The 17,286-nt window shown below is 70.7% G+C and carries 16 protein-coding genes; 4 read left to right on the top strand and 12 right to left on the bottom strand.

Annotated features, from left to right (window positions below; translation table 11 throughout):
- Positions 1 to 118: 118 nt before the first annotated feature.
- From PYS65_RS25165 to PYS65_RS25195, 7 genes are all read right to left on the bottom strand, one after another.
- A complete protein-coding gene (locus tag PYS65_RS25165; protein WP_279336208.1) occupies positions 119 to 1,297 on the bottom strand; it encodes an aldose epimerase family protein in 1,179 nt (392 codons plus the stop codon).
- A gap of 55 nt (positions 1,298 to 1,352) precedes the next feature.
- A complete protein-coding gene (mmsB, locus tag PYS65_RS25170) occupies positions 1,353 to 2,597 on the bottom strand; it encodes a multiple monosaccharide ABC transporter permease (protein WP_279336209.1) in 1,245 nt (414 codons plus the stop codon).
- Positions 2,594 to 4,198, bottom strand: a complete 1,605-nt coding sequence (gene mmsA / locus PYS65_RS25175; RefSeq protein WP_279336210.1) for a multiple monosaccharide ABC transporter ATP-binding protein — start codon at positions 4,196 to 4,198, stop codon at positions 2,594 to 2,596. Before mmsA ends, mmsB begins: the two co-directional genes overlap by 4 nt.
- Before the next feature lie 43 nt (positions 4,199 to 4,241).
- Complete coding sequence (gene chvE / locus PYS65_RS25180; RefSeq protein ID WP_279336211.1) at positions 4,242 to 5,354, bottom strand: multiple monosaccharide ABC transporter substrate-binding protein; 1,113 nt, start codon at positions 5,352 to 5,354, stop codon at positions 4,242 to 4,244.
- A 158-nt stretch (positions 5,355 to 5,512) separates the two neighbouring features.
- The gene (locus tag PYS65_RS25185) at positions 5,513 to 6,481 is read right to left on the bottom strand and encodes a hypothetical protein (protein WP_279336212.1); all 969 of its coding nucleotides are present in this window, start codon (positions 6,479 to 6,481) and stop codon (positions 5,513 to 5,515) included.
- A gap of 194 nt (positions 6,482 to 6,675) precedes the next feature.
- On the bottom strand, positions 6,676 to 7,728 hold the full coding sequence (locus PYS65_RS25190; RefSeq protein WP_279336213.1) for a zinc-dependent alcohol dehydrogenase: 1,053 nt from the start codon (positions 7,726 to 7,728) through the stop codon (positions 6,676 to 6,678).
- Positions 7,725 to 8,888, bottom strand: coding sequence for a mandelate racemase/muconate lactonizing enzyme family protein (locus PYS65_RS25195; protein WP_279336214.1), 1,164 nt, complete (start codon positions 8,886 to 8,888; stop codon positions 7,725 to 7,727). The genes PYS65_RS25190 and PYS65_RS25195 overlap by 4 nt, the downstream gene beginning before the upstream one ends.
- Positions 8,889 to 9,136: 248 nt before the next feature.
- On the opposite strand from PYS65_RS25195, the gene PYS65_RS25200 reads away from it, so the two are divergent.
- Positions 9,137 to 9,922: an SCO2400 family protein gene (locus tag PYS65_RS25200; RefSeq protein ID WP_279336215.1), complete on the top strand. Its 786-nt coding sequence runs from the start codon at positions 9,137 to 9,139 to the stop codon at positions 9,920 to 9,922.
- 33 nt (positions 9,923 to 9,955) lie between these two features.
- Here PYS65_RS25200 and PYS65_RS25205 read toward each other — a convergent pair whose 3' ends face one another.
- Positions 9,956 to 10,432, bottom strand: coding sequence for a MarR family winged helix-turn-helix transcriptional regulator (locus PYS65_RS25205; RefSeq protein ID WP_279336216.1), 477 nt, complete (start codon positions 10,430 to 10,432; stop codon positions 9,956 to 9,958).
- A 91-nt stretch (positions 10,433 to 10,523) separates the two neighbouring features.
- On the opposite strand from PYS65_RS25205, the gene PYS65_RS25210 reads away from it, so the two are divergent.
- Both PYS65_RS25210 and PYS65_RS25215 read left to right on the top strand, forming a co-directional pair.
- On the top strand, positions 10,524 to 11,546 hold the full coding sequence (locus PYS65_RS25210; protein ID WP_279336217.1) for an NADP-dependent oxidoreductase: 1,023 nt from the start codon (positions 10,524 to 10,526) through the stop codon (positions 11,544 to 11,546).
- Positions 11,547 to 11,595: 49 nt separating this feature from the next.
- Positions 11,596 to 12,420, top strand: a complete 825-nt coding sequence (locus PYS65_RS25215) for an EI24 domain-containing protein (protein ID WP_279336218.1) — start codon at positions 11,596 to 11,598, stop codon at positions 12,418 to 12,420.
- 260 nt (positions 12,421 to 12,680) lie between these two features.
- Here the strand turns inward: PYS65_RS25215 and PYS65_RS25220 are convergent, their stop codons facing one another.
- Together PYS65_RS25220 and PYS65_RS25225 are read right to left on the bottom strand one after the other, a co-directional pair.
- Positions 12,681 to 13,676 (bottom strand): aldose epimerase family protein, encoded by a 996-nt coding sequence (locus PYS65_RS25220; RefSeq protein ID WP_279336219.1) that lies wholly within the window; start codon positions 13,674 to 13,676, stop codon positions 12,681 to 12,683.
- Positions 13,677 to 13,691: 15 nt separating this feature from the next.
- Positions 13,692 to 14,627: an SGNH/GDSL hydrolase family protein gene (locus PYS65_RS25225; protein WP_279336220.1), complete on the bottom strand. Its 936-nt coding sequence runs from the start codon at positions 14,625 to 14,627 to the stop codon at positions 13,692 to 13,694.
- A gap of 296 nt (positions 14,628 to 14,923) precedes the next feature.
- Between PYS65_RS25225 and PYS65_RS25230 the strand changes: the two genes are divergently transcribed.
- Positions 14,924 to 15,418 carry a DUF3145 domain-containing protein gene (locus tag PYS65_RS25230; protein WP_279336221.1) on the top strand — a complete coding sequence of 165 codons (495 nt, stop codon included), beginning with the start codon at positions 14,924 to 14,926 and terminating at the stop codon, positions 15,416 to 15,418.
- Between the two features lie 188 nt (positions 15,419 to 15,606).
- Here PYS65_RS25230 and PYS65_RS25235 read toward each other — a convergent pair whose 3' ends face one another.
- Both PYS65_RS25235 and PYS65_RS25240 read right to left on the bottom strand, forming a co-directional pair.
- Positions 15,607 to 16,878, bottom strand: coding sequence for a beta-ketoacyl-[acyl-carrier-protein] synthase family protein (locus PYS65_RS25235; RefSeq protein ID WP_279336222.1), 1,272 nt, complete (start codon positions 16,876 to 16,878; stop codon positions 15,607 to 15,609).
- Positions 16,879 to 16,990: 112 nt separating this feature from the next.
- On the bottom strand, positions 16,991 to 17,239 hold the full coding sequence (locus PYS65_RS25240) for an acyl carrier protein (protein ID WP_004988657.1): 249 nt from the start codon (positions 17,237 to 17,239) through the stop codon (positions 16,991 to 16,993).
- Between the last annotated feature and the right edge of the window lie 47 nt (positions 17,240 to 17,286).

Consider the following 17,286-nt stretch of genomic DNA (forward strand, 5'->3'; position numbering starts at 1 on the left):
GGGGAGCACGGGCCACCGGTAGATACGGAAGGAGGTGTGGCGCTGTTCAACCGGTGTGAAAAAACTGTGACGGAGTGAACCCGGGGCGCGTGAGGTGCGTCGCGCCCCGCGTCAGAGGTCAGACGCCGAACGAGTGGACCGTCGTCGTCCGGTACGTCTCACCCGGGCGCAGGACGGTCGAGGGGAACGACGGCTGGTTCGGCGAGTCGGGGAAGTGCTGGGTCTCCAGGCACAGTCCGTCCCCCTGGCGGTAGACCCGTCCGCCGGTGCCGACGAGGGTGCCGTCGAGGAAGTTGCCGGAGTAGAACTGCAGCCCCGGCTCGGTGGTGGCGATCCGCAGGGTGCGGCCGGAGGCGGGGTCGCGGAGCGTGGCGGCGGGCCCGGGGCGGGCGGTGACGCCCTTGTCGAGCACCCAGTTGTGGTCGAAGCCCTGCCCGTACAGCATCTGCCGGTGGGCGACGCGCAGGTCCCGGCCGACCGGCTTGGCGCGGCGGAAGTCGAACGGGGTGCCGCCGACCCGGGCGAGTTCGCCGGTGGGGATCAGTCCCGCGTCGACCGGTGTGTAGCGGGCGGCGGCGATGGACAGTTCGTGGTCCTGGATCGAGCCGCCGCCCTCGCCGGCGAGGTTCCAGTAGACGTGGCTGGTGAGGTTGACGACGGTGGCCCGGTCGGTGGTGGCCGCGTAGTCGACGCGCCAGTCGCCGTGCCGGGTGAGGGTGTACGTCACCTTCACCCGCAGTGTGCCCGGGTAGCCCATCTCGCCGTCGACGGCGACGTGGTGCAGGTGCAGTCCGACGTCGGACCCCTCGGTGAACGGCTCGACGTCCCAGACCCGCTTGTCGAAGCCCTGCGCGCCGCCGTGCAGGCTGTTGGCGCCGTCGTTGACGGAGAGCTGGTGCTCCTTGCCGTCGAGGGTGAAGCGGCCCTTGCCGATCCGGTTGCCGTAGCGGCCGATCAGGGCGCCGAAGTAAGGGCTGGAGGCGACGTACTCCTCGAGGGTGCGAAAGCCGAGGGAGACGTTCGCACGGCGGCCCCGGCGGTCGGGGATCTCCAGCGACCGGACGATGCCGCCGTAGGACAGGACCGTCATCCGGGTCCCGCCGTTCTCCAGCGACCAGCTGTGGACCCGGGTGCCGTCCGCGAGCGTGCCGAAGAGCGCCCGCACCGGCTTCCCCCGGCCGCCACCGCCACCGCCCCCGCTCCCGGTCGGCGAGGCGTGTGCCGTGCCGCCGCCGACCGCGGTGGCGGCGGCCGCGGCCGCCGCACCCGCCATGACCGTGCGTCTGTTCAGTTCCATACGTTGCAGCTCCCTCATGGAGAGGGCCCCGCCTTCCGGCGGGGCCCGAGCCGACCTACGAACCGACCTTGCGCTTGTTCCACACGTCGAAGCCGACCGCCGCCAGGAGCACCAGGCCCTTGATGACCTGCTGCCAGTCGGTGCCGATGCCGACGAGGTTCATGCCGTTGTTCAGCACGCCCAGGACCAGACCGCCGATGATCGCGCCGAGCACGGTGCCGACACCGCCGCTCATCGACGCGCCGCCGATGAACGCGGCCGCGATCGCCTCGAGTTCGAAGTTGAGGCCGGCCTTGGGAGAGGCCGCGTTGAAGCGGGCGGCGAAGACCAGACCCGCCAGGGCCGCGAGCATGCCCATGTTCAGGAAGACCAGGAAGGTGACCTTCTTGTCCCGCACGCCGGACAGCTTGGCCGCCGGCAGGTTGCCGCCGATGGCGTAGATGTGGCGGCCGATGACGGCGTTGCGCATCACGTAGCCGAAGCCGACGAGCAGCGCGCCGAGGATCAGCAGCACGATCGGGGCGCCCTTGTAGCTGGCGAGCAGCAGCGTGACGGTGAGGATGGCGGCGGTGAGCGCCACCAGCTTCAGCAGGAACAGCTTGACGGGCGGGACGTCGAGGGCGAACTCCTGCTGGCGGCGCCGGTCACGGACCTCCTGGAGCACCACGAGCGCGATCAGTCCGAAGCCGAGCAGCAGGGTGAGGTTGTGGTAGTTCGTCTTTGGGCCGACCTCGGGCAGGAAGCCGTTGGCGACCTTCTGCAGCCCGCGCGGGAACGGGCCGAGGGTCTGGCCCTCCAGGAAGATCTCGGTCAGACCGCGGAAGGTGAGCATGCCCGCCAGGGTCACGATGAACGACGGTATGCCGCCGTACGCGATGAACCACCCCTGCACGGCGCCCGCGATGGCGCCCACGGCCAGGCACAGCACCACCGCCATCGGCCAGGGGATGTCGTTGCGGACCATGAACACCGCGGCCATCGACCCGACGAACGCCGTCAGCGAGCCGACCGACAGGTCGATGTGGCCCGCGATGATGACCAGCATCATGCCGATCGCGAGGATCAGGATGTAGCTGTTCTGCAGCACCAGGTTGGACACGTTGCGCGGCAGGATCAGGTCACCGTCGGTCCACACGGCGAACAGCGCCACGATCAGGCCCAGGGCGAACAGCATGCCGTACTGGCGCATGTTGCGGCGCATGCCGTCCAGCATCAGCCGGAGCAGTCCGTCACCGGTGCCCGCCCCGTTCCTGCCCGGCGGCGCGGCGGCCGGGGTCTTGTCGGTGACATCCGTGCTCATCGGGTTACCTCTTCGTCCTTCTGGTTCTTCTCGCCCTGCGTGTCCCGTGTGTCCCGCGCGTCCTGCTTGTCCTTCGTCATGTGGCGCATCAGCGACTCCTGGGAGGCCTCGGCCCGCGGGAACTCCCCGGTCAGCCGCCCCGCGGCCATCGTGTAGATGCGGTCGCACATGCCGAGCAGTTCGGGCAGTTCGGAGGAGATGAAGACGACCGCCTTGCCCTGTGCGGCCAGTTGGTCGATGACCGTGTAGATCTCGTACTTGGCACCGACGTCGATGCCACGGGTCGGTTCGTCCAGGATCAGCACCTCGGGACCCGCGAAGATCCACTTGCTGAGGACGACCTTCTGCTGGTTGCCGCCGGACAGCTTGCCCACCGGTTCGAAGACGGTCGGCGCCTTGATGTTCATGGACGTGCGGAAACCCTCGGCGACCTGGCGTTCCTCGTGCTCGTCCACGACGCCCCGCCGGGCGACCTTGCCCAGCGCGCTGAGCGAGATGTTGCGGTTGATGGTGTCGATGAGGTTCAGGCCGTAGTGCTTGCGGTCCTCGGTGACGTACGCGATGCCGTGCCGTACCGCCTCGGGGACGGTCTTCGTGCGGATCTCCCGGCCGTCCCGGAGGACCGTGCCGGCCGCGTGCCGGCCGTAGGTGCGGCCGAAGACGCTCATCGCCAGCTCGGTGCGGCCGGCGCCCATCAGGCCGGCGATGCCGACGATCTCGCCGCGCCGGACCTCCAGGGACACGTCGTCGACGACCTTGCGCTGCTGGTCGATGGGGTGGTGCACGGTCCAGTTGCGGATCTCGAGCGCCGGGGCCGTGCCCTCCTCCGGGTGGTGCGGGGTCCGCTCGGGGAAGCGGTGCTCCAGGTCGCGGCCGACCATGCCGCTGATGATCCGGTCCTCGGTGGTCTGCGCCGCCTTCACGTCGAGCGTCTCGATGGTCTGCCCGTCCCGCAGGATCGTCACCGAGTCGGCGACCTTGCGGATCTCGTTCAGCTTGTGGGAGATGATGATCGACGTGATGCCCTGTTCCTTCAACTGGAGGATCAGGTCGAGCAGTTTGCCGCTGTCCTCGTCGTTGAGCGCCGCGGTCGGCTCGTCGAGGATGAGCAGCTTCACCTTCTTCGACAGCGCCTTGGCGATCTCCACCAACTGCTGCTTGCCCACGCCGATGTCGGCGACCCGGGTCTCGGGGTGGTCCTCGAGCCCGACCCGGCGCAGCAGTTCGGTGGCGTGCCGCAGCGTCTCGTGCCAGTCGATGCGGCCGCGCCGGGTGTGCTCGTTGCCGAGGAAGATGTTCTCCGCGAGGGAGAGGTAGGGCACCAGGGCCAGTTCCTGGTGGATGATGACGATGCCGCGCTGCTCGCTGGCCCTGATGTCCTTGAACCGGCAGGTCTCCTCCTCGAAGAGGATCTCCCCTTCGTAACTGCCGTGCGGGTGGACGCCGGAGAGGACCTTCATCAGGGTCGACTTGCCGGCGCCGTTCTCGCCGCAGATGGCGTGGACCTCGCCCCGCCGGACGGTCAGTGTGACGTCCGACAGCGCCTTGACGCCGGGAAAGGTCTTGACGATCGAGCGCATTTCCAGGACGGGTCCCGCCATGGTCGTGCCTTCCAGTCAGGGGTGGATCGGTCGGTGGCGGCGGTTACTTGAGGTCGCTCTCCTTGATGTAGCCGGAGTCGACGACGACCTCCTGGTAGTTCTCCTCGTCCACCGCGACCGGCTCCAGCAGGTAGGCCGGTACGACCTTCGCCCCGTTGTGGTAGGTCTTGGTGTCGTTGACCTCGGGCTCCTTGTCGTTGAGCAGCGCGTCGACCATGTTCGTGGCGACCTTGGCCAGCTCACGGGTGTCCTTGTAGACGGTCATCGACTGCTGGCCGGCGATGATCGACTTCACCGAGGCGACCTCGGCGTCCTGGCCGGTGACGATCGGCAGCGGCTTGCTCTTGGAGCCGTAGTCGTCCGACTTCAGGGCGGACAGGATGCCGATGGAGATGCCGTCGTAGGGGGAGAGGACCGCGTCGACCCGCCCGGTCTTGTAGGACGAGGTCAGGATGTCGTCCATGCGCTTCTGGGCGGTGCCGCCGTCCCAGCGCAGGGTGGTGACCTGGTTGAGTTCGGTCTGGCCGGACCGGACGACGAGCTGCTTCTTGTCGATGTACGGCTTCAGGGCGTTCATCGCGCCCTGGAAGAAGTAGCGGGTGTTGTTGTCGTCGTTGGAGCCGGCGAACAGCTCGATGTTGAACGGCCCCTTCTCGCTGCCGTCCTTCAGACCGAGCTTGTCCAGGATGTAGTCGCCCTGGAGTTCGCCCACCTTCTCGTTGTCGAACGAGGCGTAGTAGCCGACGTTCTCGGTGCCGAGGATCAGGCGGTCGTAGGAGATCACCGGGATGTCGGCGTCCTTGGCCTGCTGCAGCACGTTGTTCATCGACTTGTTGTCGATGGACGCCACGATCAGCGCCTTCACGCCCTGCGTGATCAGGTTCTCGATCTGCGCGACCTGCTGGTCCGGGTCGTCCTCGCCGTAGACCAGCTTGGTCTTGTAGCCCTTGGACTGCAGGTCCTTGACGACGTTGTTGCCGTCGGCGATCCAGCGCTCGGAGGACTTGGTCGGCATCGCGATGCCGATGGTCGCCCCCTCGGGTCCTCCCTTGTCCTCCTCGCTGCCGCCCTCGCTGTTCTGGCCGCAGGCGGACAGGGTGAGGGCGAGCGAGGCGGCGGTGGCCACGGCGGCGAGGGCGCTTCTGCGGTTACGCATGATCATCATCCTTGAGGTGTGTGCCGGGGCGGTGACGTGCGGGCCGGACAGAGGGGCGACGTCGCTTCCGGGGCAGGGTGTCTGACGAGAACCGAGAAAGGAGTGTGTGGGATTGTGCGCGACTGTGTCTACTTCTGTGAAGTCGAGTTTCCGGAACGTTATGACGGGGTGTCGAACCGGCGCAGATCGCCCGGAAGCCGCGAACCGAGGGGCGCCATGTCGCCGTCCGCGCCGTGCCGGGCGAGCAGATCCAGGGCGAGCCGGCCGCGCCGCACCCGCTCCTTCGCGGTGGCCAGGGTGAGTTCCCGCATGTGGTGCCCGTACGGATAGATCCCGGGCGCCTTGGCCAGGCCGAACTTCAGGTACAGCGGCGCGCCGCGCCGGATCAGCTCCGCGACCTCGTACATCCGCACATAGCCGCCGAGGTCGTCGGGGGCCTCGATGTACATGTCCATCGGAGTGGCCGAAACCCGTCGTATCTCGGTGAGATGATCGAGCGTCAGGTCGCTCGGCACGTTGATCGAGTCGGCGCCGAGCTGCTCGTACACCGCGTACGAGGCCGGGTTCACCGGTCCGACGAGTGCCGAGACCTTCAGCGTGGTGTCGGCCGGGATGATGCCGGCCGCCCGCGCCCGGTGCAGCGTCCACAGCACGCCCTCGTCGGCGACGAGCAGGCACTTGACGCCCGACTCCGTTGCCCGGACGGCGTCTTCGACGCACCCGGCGACCGCGTCGTGCCCCCGGGCACGCGGTCCGGCGCCCTGCGAGTCGGTACGGGTGGAGCCGCCGATGTCCCAGGTGCCGCGCGGGCCGGTGAACAGGCAGAGCTCGATGTCCCGTTCGGCCGTGGCGTCGACCATCTCGGTGAGTTCGGCGTCGGTCAGCATCCACACGCCGCTGCCCTGGCTGATCCGGTGGATCGGCACGTCCAGCCGGGAGGCCTCCTTCAGCACCACCGCCAACGCCTCGGGCCCCTCACAGGAGGGGACCTCGGTGCGCCAGCGGCCTCCGCCGGGAAAGGAGTGCGGCGAGGCGTCGGCGGGGTCGGGGGCGGGAGCGCCGAGGCCGAGCGCGGTGAGCGCCTGCTCACCGGGCCTGCGGGGCGCCTTGGCGGAAGCGTCGGTCACGAGATGTCCTTTTGTTCGGTGGGCCGGACGAGGTTCGCGGCCCGGGGTGGGGCGGGTGTCTGCGGTGACGAGGGGAGGGACGGGAAGGACGAGAGGGGTGGGAGGGAGGGATGAGAGGGGCGGAGGAGGGACGGGCCGGGTGTGGGACCGTCAGGTCGCCCCCTCACCCGGCCCGTCCCCGGCGGCTGCCGGGCTCACGGGCGCAGCAGGACCTTGCCCACCGCGGGGTCGCCCGACCCCACCAGCTCGATGGCCCGGGAGAAATCGGCCAGCGGCAGTTCGTGCGTGACCAGGGGCAGCGGATCGAGCAGCCCGGCGGCGAACACCCGCACCGTGTGCGCCCAGGCGTCCGGCGCCGCCCCGAAGACGGTGTGCACCTCCAACTGCCGTACCACCAGATCCGTCGGATCCAGACCGTCCGCGCCCGGCGCCGGGATGCCCGTCAGGACGAGCCGCCCGCCGCGCCTCAGCAGCGAGGCCGCCGTACGGGCCGCGTCGGCCGACCCGGCGGTCTCGATCACCACGTCGAAGTCGTCCGGGAGCTGCCGGTCCTTCGTGCGGAAGTCGGTGGCGCCGTACCGCCGGGACAGCGCCTCACGGTCGTCCCGGCTGCCGACGACGAGCAGTTCGGCCGGGGAGTGCGCGCGCAGGAACTGCACCGCGAACATGCCGAGGGTGCCCGTACCGACCACGGCGACCCGCTCACCGGGCACGGCGTTCGCCTTGAGCGCGGCGGCGGCGATGCAGGCCGCCGGCTCCAGCAGTGCCGCCGCGGTGAGGTCGGCCTCGTCCGGCAGGACGTGCAGCAGGCGGGCCGGGAGGGTCAGCGTGGCGGCCATCGCCCCCGGTCGGGTGAACCCGGTCTCCTCGTACCCCGCCGAGCACAGCGTCGTCTCACCGGCGTGACAGCGGTCGCACACCTGGCAGTTGCGGAAGCCCTCCCCGACGACCTTGCGGCCGGTGAGCGAGGCCGGCACCCCCGCGCCCACCCGCAGCACGGTCCCGGACCACTCGTGGCCCGGGGTGAGCGGGTAACGCACGTACCCCTCGGGCCGGTTGCCCTGGTACACCTCGCGGTCGCTGCCGCAGATGCCGGTCGCGTGCACACCGACCAGCGCCTCGCCGGGACCGGGGTCGCGCGGCTCGTGCGCGACGAGGCGGTGCGTGCCGGGGCCCTCGACGACGACGGCGAGCGAGTCGGCGGCGACGGAGGCGGCCGCGGCGGGCCCGCCCGGGTGCGCGGTCACTTCGTGCCCTTGGGCTTGCGCTGCTCCCAGCCCTCGGCCCACAGGTCGAACCGGGCCTGCTGCTGCGGGAATTCGGCCGCCGCGTCGACGTCCAGCTCCACCCCGAGCCCGGGGGCGTCGGAGAGGTGGAAGCAGCCGTCCTGGGGGTCCACCTGCGGGGCGCCCTTGACGACCTTCTTGATCTCCGCGTCCGCGAAGTCGTTGAAGTGCTCCAGGACCTTGAAGTTCGGCGAGGTGAAACCGACCTGGAGGGACGCGGCGGTGAGCACCGGACCGCCGACGTTGTGCGGCGCGACCAGCATGTAGTGCGTCTCGGCGGTCGCCGCGAGCTTGCGCGTCTCCCAGATGCCGCCGATGTGGCCGACGTCCGGCTGCAGGATGTCGACGGCCTGGCTCTCGAACAGCTCACGGAACTCGATGCGGTCGTGGACGCGTTCACCCGTGGCGAGCGGGATGTCGACCTTGGCGGCGACCTTCTCCAGCGCCTTGAGGTTCTCCGGCGGCACCGGCTCCTCCAGCCAGGCCGGGTCGAACGGCGCGAGTTCCCTGGCGAGTCGGACGGCGGTGGCGGGGGAGAAGCGGCCGTGCATCTCCAGCATCAGCTCGGTCTCGGGGCCGATGGCGTCACGGACCGCCTCGATCAGGGAGACCGCGTACAGGCTCTGCCGGTGGTCGAGTTCGAAGTGTCCGGTACCGAACGGGTCGATCTTCAGGGCCCGGTAGCCGCGCTCCACCACCGCCTGCGCCGCCTTGTGGTACGCCTCCGGGGTGCGCTCGGTGGTGTACCAGCCGTTGGCGTACGCCTTGACCCTGTCGGTCACCTTTCCGCCGAGCAGCTGCCACACGGGCACGCCGAGGGCCTTGCCCTTGATGTCCCAGCACGCCATCTCGACGACGGCGATGCCGGACATCACGATCTCGCCGGCGCGGCCGAAGTCGCCGTACTTCATGCGGCGGACCAGGTCCTCCACGGCGAAGGGGTCGCTGCCGAGGATGTGGTTGGCCTCCGCCTCCCTCAAGTAGCCCAGCAGGGCGTCGGTGTGGCCCAGCATCCGGGTCTCGCCGATCCCCGTGAGCCCCTCGTCGGTGTGCACCTGGACGTACGTCAGGTTGCGCCACGGAGTCCCGACCACGTGTGTGCTGATTCCGGTGATACGCAAGGCGGTTGCCCCTCGCTGCGTTGTGGACCCTGTTCTCGGCAGTGTCGTCGGTTTCGTTGATGGACGTTCGATATTTCGACACACGTTCGAAATGCTGGCGTGACAGTAAGGACGGGGTGGCGGGGGTGTCAATGGGTCGCGCGCACAACGGTTTCGGCAGTTTCGAAACCATTGGGCAAAGGTCCCTACCAAACCTTCACACCTCGCCCTATCGACCGGACGTGAGCGGAACCTAGTCTTCCCCCGTCATGGACTATTGCCACCCGTGCCGACGGCACCTCAACGGCGCCCTCGCCTGCCCGGGGTGCGGCACCCCTGTCGAGACCCTCCGCGCCCACCCGGAGGCCTCCGCCGCCCCGCAGGCGGCGCACGAGGAGGGCGTACCGGATCCGGAACCGGAGCCGGAACCGCACGCGGAGCCGGAACCCGCCGAAGGCGCGCGGCAGCCGGCCGCCGACGCTCCCGCGAGTCCGGAGGCGGCCGACGAGGAACCCACGGAAGGGGTGAGCCGCCGGGACCGCAAGGCCGCGACGCACCGCAGGCGACGGCGCAGGTCGCTGCTGATCGCGGCGGGATTCGTCCTGGCCGCAGGCGCGTTGAGTCTCGCGGAGCTGGGGATGGACGCACCGGGGTCGAAGCCCGAGCCGGCGGCGGCCGGGGACGAGACGCCGGCCGGTGGATCGGCCGAGGCCGAGCCGGCGCCACCGCCCGGCAGCGCCCCGGGCACGGGCACCTCCGTGAACTCCCCGTCCCCCAGCGCCTCCGGCTCACCGTCGGCCTCCAAGTCGCCGACGGACGAGGAGTCGGCGGAGGCGGAGGAGTCGGCGGAGGCGGAAGCGGGCGGGGAGCCCGAGGAGGCCACCCGGCCGGCACCCGCGGGCACGGCACCGGCCGACCCGACCGCGGCGCCGCCGCGGCAGTCCCCGCCGCAGCCGGACGCCCCGGAGCCCGCCCCGACCACCACGGAGCCCGAACCGGAACCGGAGCCTGAACCCTCGGAGACCTGCAACCGCTTCCTGTGGTGGTGCACCTGACGGACGCGGGCCCGTGTCCGGTGCGGCCGCCGGCTACGCCTCGTGCGTCCCGGACGCGCCGGTGTCCCGGCCGGCGTCCAGCATCGTCCGCAGCGTGTCCCGCAGGGCCAGGCGTTCCTGTTCCGTGAGGGCGGCCAGGGGCTCGCGGGCGAAACGCAGTGACTCCCGCATGCTGCGGGCCACCCTGCGCCCCTCCGCCGTCGCCGCCGCCAGCTTCACCCGGCGGTCGGCCGGGTCCGGCCGGCGCTCCGCCAGCCCGCGCGACTCCAGACGGTCGACGATCCCGGTGACGTTCGACGGCTCGCACTTCAGACGGTGGGCGAGCTTCCGCATCGGCAGCGGCTCCAGGGAGAGCAGGCTCAGCAGCCGGGCCTGCGCGCCGGTGAGCGCGTGGCCGGCCGCCGCCTCCTCGTACTCCTCGTGGTAGCGGGCCACGACCGAGCCGATGAGTTCGACGACCTCCAGGGTCAGGGCGTCGGGGCGGCTGGGGGGACTGGATGCGGCGGCCATGCCCCCCAGAGTACCCACATGCTTGACATCCTGAAATATTCAGCGGCATGGTTGTTTCAGGTTCTGAAACACCTCGAGGAGGCCCCACCCCATGTCCGACACCCCCACGCTCCCCGCCACCGGCCGCGAGTGGCAGCTGCTCAGCCGGCCCGTCGGATGGCCGAAGTCCGAGGACTTCGCCCTGGTCGAGACCGAGGTCCCGGCGCCCGGTCCGGGCCGGGTGCTGGTGCGGAACACGTACCTCTCCGTCGACCCGTACATGCGGGGAAGGATGTCGGCCGCCAAGTCCTATGTGGCGCCCTACGAGCTGGGCAAGGCCATGCAGGGCGGCGCCGTCGGCGAGGTCGTCGCCTCGGAGGCCGAGGGGATCGCCGTCGGCGACCACGTCCTGCACTTCTTCGGCTGGCGCGAGTACGCCGTCGTGGCCGCGGAGAACGCCGTCAAGGTGGACCCCGACGCCGCGCCGCTCCCGGCCTACCTGGGCGTGCTGGGGATGACCGGGCTCACCGCCTACGCGGGCCTGCTGCGCACCGCCGCCTTCAAGGAGGGCGACTCCGTCTTCGTCTCCGGCGCCGCGGGCGCCGTCGGCAGCCAGGTCGGGCAGATCGCGAAGCTCAAGGGCGCCTCCCGGGTCGTCGGCTCCGCCGGATCCGACGAGAAGGTCAAGCTCCTCGTCGAGGAGTACGGCTTCGACGCCGCCTTCAACTACCGGAACGGCCCCGTGAGCGAGCAGCTGCGCGCCGCCGCCCCGGACGGGATCGACGTCTACTTCGACAACGTGGGCGGCGACCACCTGGAGGCGGCGATCGGATCGCTCGACCGGGGCGGCCGGATCGCGATCTGCGGAGCGATCTCCGTCTACAACAACACCGAGCCCGCGCCCGGTCCGAAGAACCTCGCCCGGCTCATCCAGACCCGCGGCCGCATCGAGGGCTTCCTGGTCAACGACCACTACGACCTCCAGCCGCAGTTCGTCCAGGAGGTCGGGGCCTGGGTGCGCTCCGGCGAGCTCAAGTACCGGGAGACCGTCGTCGAGGGCATCGAGAACAACCTCGAGGCGTTCCTCGGGGTGCTGCGCGGCGACAACACCGGGAAGATGATCGTCAGGCTCTGACGGCGACCGGCCCGCGACACGCCGCCGACGGGGCACCTATAGTGCCCCCATGCGCGATCTTGGGGCGGGATTCCGGTATCTCCTGAAGGGCCAGCGCTGGGTGGCCCGGCACGGCAGACAGTACGGCTTCGGACTGGTGCCGGGACTGATCACACTGGTGCTGTACGCGGCGGCACTGGTGGCGCTGGCCCTGTGGGGAGCCGGTTTCGTCGGCTGGGCGACACCGTTCGCCGACGACTGGTCGAGCCCCTGGCTCGGCCTGTTCCGCGGGTTCCTCACCGTGGTCCTGTTCGCGCTCGGACTGCTGCTGTCCGTCATCACCTTCACCGCGGTGACGCTCCTCATCGGCCAGCCCTTCTACGAGAGCCTCTCCGAGAAGGTCGACCGGGACGTCTCGCCCGACGGCACCGCCCCCGAGTCCGGGCTGACGCTGGGGCGGGAGCTGTGGATCTCCGGCCGGGACAGCCTCCGTATCGTCGTACGCGCCCTTCTCTGGGCGGTGCTGCTCTTCGTCCTCGGGTTCATCCCCTTCCTCGGGCAGACCGTCGTACCGGTGATCGGCTTCATGGTCACCGGGTTCTTCCTCACCGAGGAGCTGGCGGCGGTGGCCCTCCAGCGGCGCGAGGTCGAACTGCGGGAGCGGCTCGCCCTGCTGCGGGCCCGCAAGACCCTGGTCTGGGGCTTCGGGACACCGCTCGGGCTGGCCTTCCTCGTCCCGTTCGTCGCGGTGTTCCTGATGCCGGGCGCGGTCGCCGGTGCCACCCTCATGGCCCGGGACCTGCTCGGCGAGGAGACCGTCGAGGACGGCGCCACCGGCGAGGACGGCGCCACCGGCGAGGACGGCGCCGACGAGCCCGTGGCGCCCGCGCACTGAGACCCTCGCCCACCGAAGCCGACGCCGAGCTGCTCAGCATGCTGTCAGGATCCGATACGAAGTGACCACATCGTGTCCCGTTGTGAAGGGTTCGCACGCATTTCGGTCTGAGTGCTCGATCATGGGCCGCCGGGTCACCGCGACGATTAACGTCTGATGCGGGGTATCACCCGCCGGTCTGGGTAGTCCTCGTACGAGCAGCCCCGGTCCGGGACCCTGACCCCGGACCGGGGCTCACGTACGCCGCCCCGGGTCCGGGCCTACCGCACGGAGAAGCCGTACACCGTCTCCGAGCGGAACACCTCGCCCGGCCGCAGGACCGTGCTCGGGAAGCCGGGCCGGTTCGGCGAGTCGGGGAAGTGCTGGGTCTCCAGTGCGACGCCGGCTCCGGGGGCGAAGGGCTCCCCGATGAGGTCGGCGGTGTAGAGCTGCATCCCGGGCTCGGTGGTCGCCACCGTCAGCACCCGCCCGGACGACGGGTCGTACAGCTCGGCGACCTCCACCGGCGCCGGCGTCACCCCCTTGTCGAGCACGAGATTGTGGTCGTACCCGGTGCCCGTCCTGCGCCCCTCGCGGAAGTCGAAACGGGTGCCGGTGACGTCCCGGAGTTCGCCGGTCGGTATCAGCTCCGCGTCGACCGGGGTGAACCGGGAGGCGGCGCACCGCAGTTCGTGTCCGGCCGCACCGCCGGCAGCGGCGCCGGAGCGGGGCTCGGAGCCGGTCAGGTTCCAGTACGAGTGGTTCGTCGGGTTCAGGACCGTCGGCGCGTCCGTGACCGCCTCGTACACGATCCCCAGCGCGCCCCGCTCGTCCAGCGTGCAGGTCACCGACATCTCCAGACGGCCCGGGAAGCCCTCTTCGCCGTCCGCGGAGACCCGGCCGAGACGCAGCCCGTGCGGTACGGGCGTCACGTCCCACACCCGCTTGTCGAAGCCCCGCTCACCGCCGTGCAGCGAGTTCGGCCCGTTGTTCGGGGCGAGCGTGTGGACACGTCCGTCCAGCGGGAAGCGGGCACCCGCGATCCGGTTGGCGTAGCGCCCGATCAGGGCGCCCAAGTAGGGCTCCGGACGGGCGACATAGCCGTCCAGGCCGGAGAAGCCCAGCACCACGTTCCCGGGCCGCCCCTCCCGGTCCGGCACCTCCACGGTCTGCACGATCCCGCCGTACGACAGCATCCGCACCCGGGTGCCGGCCCGTTCCAGGGTCCAGCGGTGCACCGGGGTGCCGTCGGAAAGTGTGCCGAAGAGTTCGTTCATGTGCGGAACGATAAGTCACGGCTGCTTCGCTGTGACCGTGCGGTAGGCGATCTCCGCCAGTCTGGCCTGACCGTCGACGCTCGGGTGGAACCAGTCCCAGCGGCTCAACTGCGCGGTGCCGAACTCGTACGCGTACACCGCGCCGCCGTCGAACCGGCACCGGAGGTCCTCGGCGCAGACCTCCTCCAGCACCTTGTTGTACTCCTCCACCCGGCTTCGCACCGTCTCGCGCCGCTCCGTCGCCGCCGCGTCCAGCACATCCGGATCCGCCAGCATCGACGGGCAGATGCCGAGCTTCCACACCTGCTTGCCCAGCTCGTTGGTCCGGCCCTGCGACCACAGCCGCTTGAGGTCCGGCACGCTCGCCACGTACACCTGGGCCTTGGGCAGCGCCTTGCGCAGGGTGTGCATCGCGTCCTCGAAGTCCGCGCGGAAGTCGGCCACCGGCGTCATCGCCGACGTCGTCGCGCGGCAGGCGTCGTTGGCCCCGGCCATCACCGCCACCAGTTGCGGATCGCGCCGCACCGCCCGATCCATCTGACCGGGCAGATCCGCCATCCGCGCCCCGGTGACCGCGTAGTTCCAGCTCCGCTCGGCCGCCCCGGCCGGCCCCAGCAGCCGCACCGCGAGACTGTCGACCTGCTCACTGCTGCCCGTGGCCCACGACACCTCGGGACAGTCCGCCAGCACCGCGCACGCGTCGAAGCCGCGGGTGATGGAGTCGCCCACGGCGACCACGGAGGTGGGACTGGTGTCCCAGACGGGGGTGGGCGACGGGGACGGCGCGGCCTTCTTCGCCGGGCCGGCGGACGGAGCGGACGCGTCACCGCCGACGGCGTCGCAGCCGGCGACACCCAGCACGGCGACCCCCAACGCGGCCGCCGCCACCGCGAGCCCGGCCCGCGAGCGGCCGCCCCGCCCGCGCCGCGCCCGCCGTGTCCCCTGCTCCATCCCGCCGCCTCCCCACGCATCACGGTCACCGTCCCCCATGCATAACAACGCACGGGAGTTCCCGCTCGCTCGAACGGACCGGCTCGCACCATCCGGGGCCGCATACGGCCATCCGGGACCGGCACACCGGGAAGCTGTCGTCCTGCCGGGTGAATGACGGAAGTTTCCGGGCACCAGGACGGACGGTACGTCACACTCCATCCCTCACCACACGGTAGCCTCGCCATCAACGTGGCTCGCCCGGCCACCCGCTGATCGGCCCGTTCCGTCCTGTCCCGCTCTGCCCGGAGGTTCCGGTGACGACACGTGGAGTCCTGTACGTGCACTCCGCGCCGCGCGCGCTGTGCCCACACGTCGAGTGGGCCGTCGCGGGGGTGCTCGGCGTGCGCGTCAGCCTGGACTGGACCCGCCAGCCCGCCGCGCCGGGCACCTGGCGCTCGGAGTTCTCCTGGAAGGGCCAGGTCGGCACCGCCTCCAAACTCGCCTCCGCGCTGCGCGGCTGGCAGCTGCTGCGCTTCGAGGTCACCTCGGAGCCCTGCCCCACCGCCGAGGGCGAGCGCTACAGCTGCACCCCCGACCTCGGCATCTTCCACGCCGTCACCGGCATGCACGGCGACATCATGATCCCCGAGGACCGGCTGCGCGCCGCCCTGGTCCGCTCCCAGCAGGGCGAGACCGACCTGGAGGCGGAGATCGCCAAGCTCCTCGGCAAGCCCTGGGACGACGAACTGGAACCCTTCCGCTACGCAGGCGAGGGCGCCCCGGTCCGCTGGCTCCACCAGGTGGTCTGAACAGGTGTTTTGAAAAAACCCGTTACTGCAGCGCCCCGTCAGGGGCGCGGAGCTGTGCTGATATGCGGCTCCGCCGCGTGGGCGCGACCCACCACATCCGACCCGCACACGGCACACAACCAAAGACCGACGGCGATGGCCCGAACCCTTTTTCAGGGTCCGGGCCATCGCCGTTCACGGTAGAGGAATCACACCGACCGGAACGCCAGCACCACGTTGTGCCCACCGAACCCGAACGAGTCGTTCAGCGCGGCGATCCGCCCCTCGGCGGGCAGCTTGCGCGCCTCGCCCCGGACGATGTCCGCCGCCGCCTCGGCCTCCGGGTCGATGGTGTCGACGTTGATGGTCGGCGGAGCCACCCGGTGGTACAGCGCGAGCACCGCCGCCACCGACTCCACACCGCCGGCGCCACCGAGCAGGTGCCCGGTCATCGACTTGGTCGCGGAGACCGCCATGTGGTCGACGTCGTCGCCGAAGACCTTGCGCAGCGCCTTCAACTCGGCGACGTCACCGGCCGGGGTCGAGGTGGCGTGCGCGTTGACGTGCACGATCTCGGCCGGGTCCAGGTCCGTGGCGTCCAGCAGGTTCTGCAGGGCGTGCGAGATGCCGCGGCCCTCCGGCTCCGGCTGCACGATGTCGTGGCCGTCGGCCGAGATGCCCTGGCCGACCGCCTCCGCGTAGACGCGGGCGCCGCGCGCGGCGGCGTGCTCGGCGGACTCCAGGACGACGACGCCCGCGCCCTCACCGAGGACGAAACCGTCCCGGGCGACGTCGTAGGGGCGCGAGGCGCCCTCGGGGTCGTCGTTGTTCTTGGACATCGCCATCATGTTGCCGAACGCGGCGATGGGCAGCGGGTGGATCGCCGCCTCGGTGCCCCCCGCGACGACGACGTCGGCGCGGCCGGAGCGGATCATCTCGATGGCGTAGCCGATGGCCTCCGCGCCCGAGGCGCACGCCGAGACGGGGGTGTGCACACCCGCCTGGGCGCCCACGAGCAGGCCCACGTTGGCCGACGGGCCGTTCGGCATCAGCATGGGGACGGTGTGCGGGGAGACGCGGCGGACGCCCTTCTCCTTCAGCACGTCGTACTGGTCCAGCAGGGTCGTCACGCCGCCGATGCCGGAGGCGATGACCGTGCCGAGCCGCTCCGGGGCGATGCTCGGGTCCTCACCCGCCCTGCCCTCGAAGCCGGCGTCGGCCCACGCCTCCTTGGCCGCCACCAGCGCGAACTGCGCCGAGCGGTCCAGGCGGCGGGCCTGCGGACGGGGAATGGTCTCGGTGGGCTCCACAGCCACGGGGGCCGCGATACGGACCGCCTGGTCGGCGGCCCAGTCCTGCTCCAGGGGCTTGACCCCGGAACGGCCGGCGAGCAGGCCCTCCCAGGTAGAGGCCACGTCGCCACCCAGCGGTGTGGTTGCGCCGATACCGGTGACGACCACGGTGCGATTGGTCGAGCTCATCGGAATTCTTTCTCCAACGGATTACGAGGATTCGTACGGCGCCACCGCCGGGTGGCGGGGCCGGGGCCCCGGCCCCCGGGCCTCCCTCGGGATCAGGAAGGCCCGGCAGTGCTCAGGCCTGGTGCTTGAGGATGTACTCGGTCGCGTCGCCGACGGTCTTGAGGTTCTTGACGTCGTCGTCCGGGATCTTGACGTCGAAGCGCTCTTCGGCGGCGACGACGACCTCGACCATGGACAGCGAGTCGACGTCCAGGTCGTCGGTGAAGGACTTGTCCAGCTGGACGTCCTCAACCGGGATGCCGGCGATCTCGTTCACGATCTCCGCGAGACCGGCGACGATCTCTTCCTGAGTGGCGGCCATGATGGCGCTCCTTCGCTGTGATTCCAGAGGGTGTGGCGCCCGCCGCG

This window comes from Streptomyces cathayae, from assembly GCF_029760955.1.
Classification (GTDB): domain Bacteria; phylum Actinomycetota; class Actinomycetes; order Streptomycetales; family Streptomycetaceae; genus Streptomyces; species Streptomyces cathayae.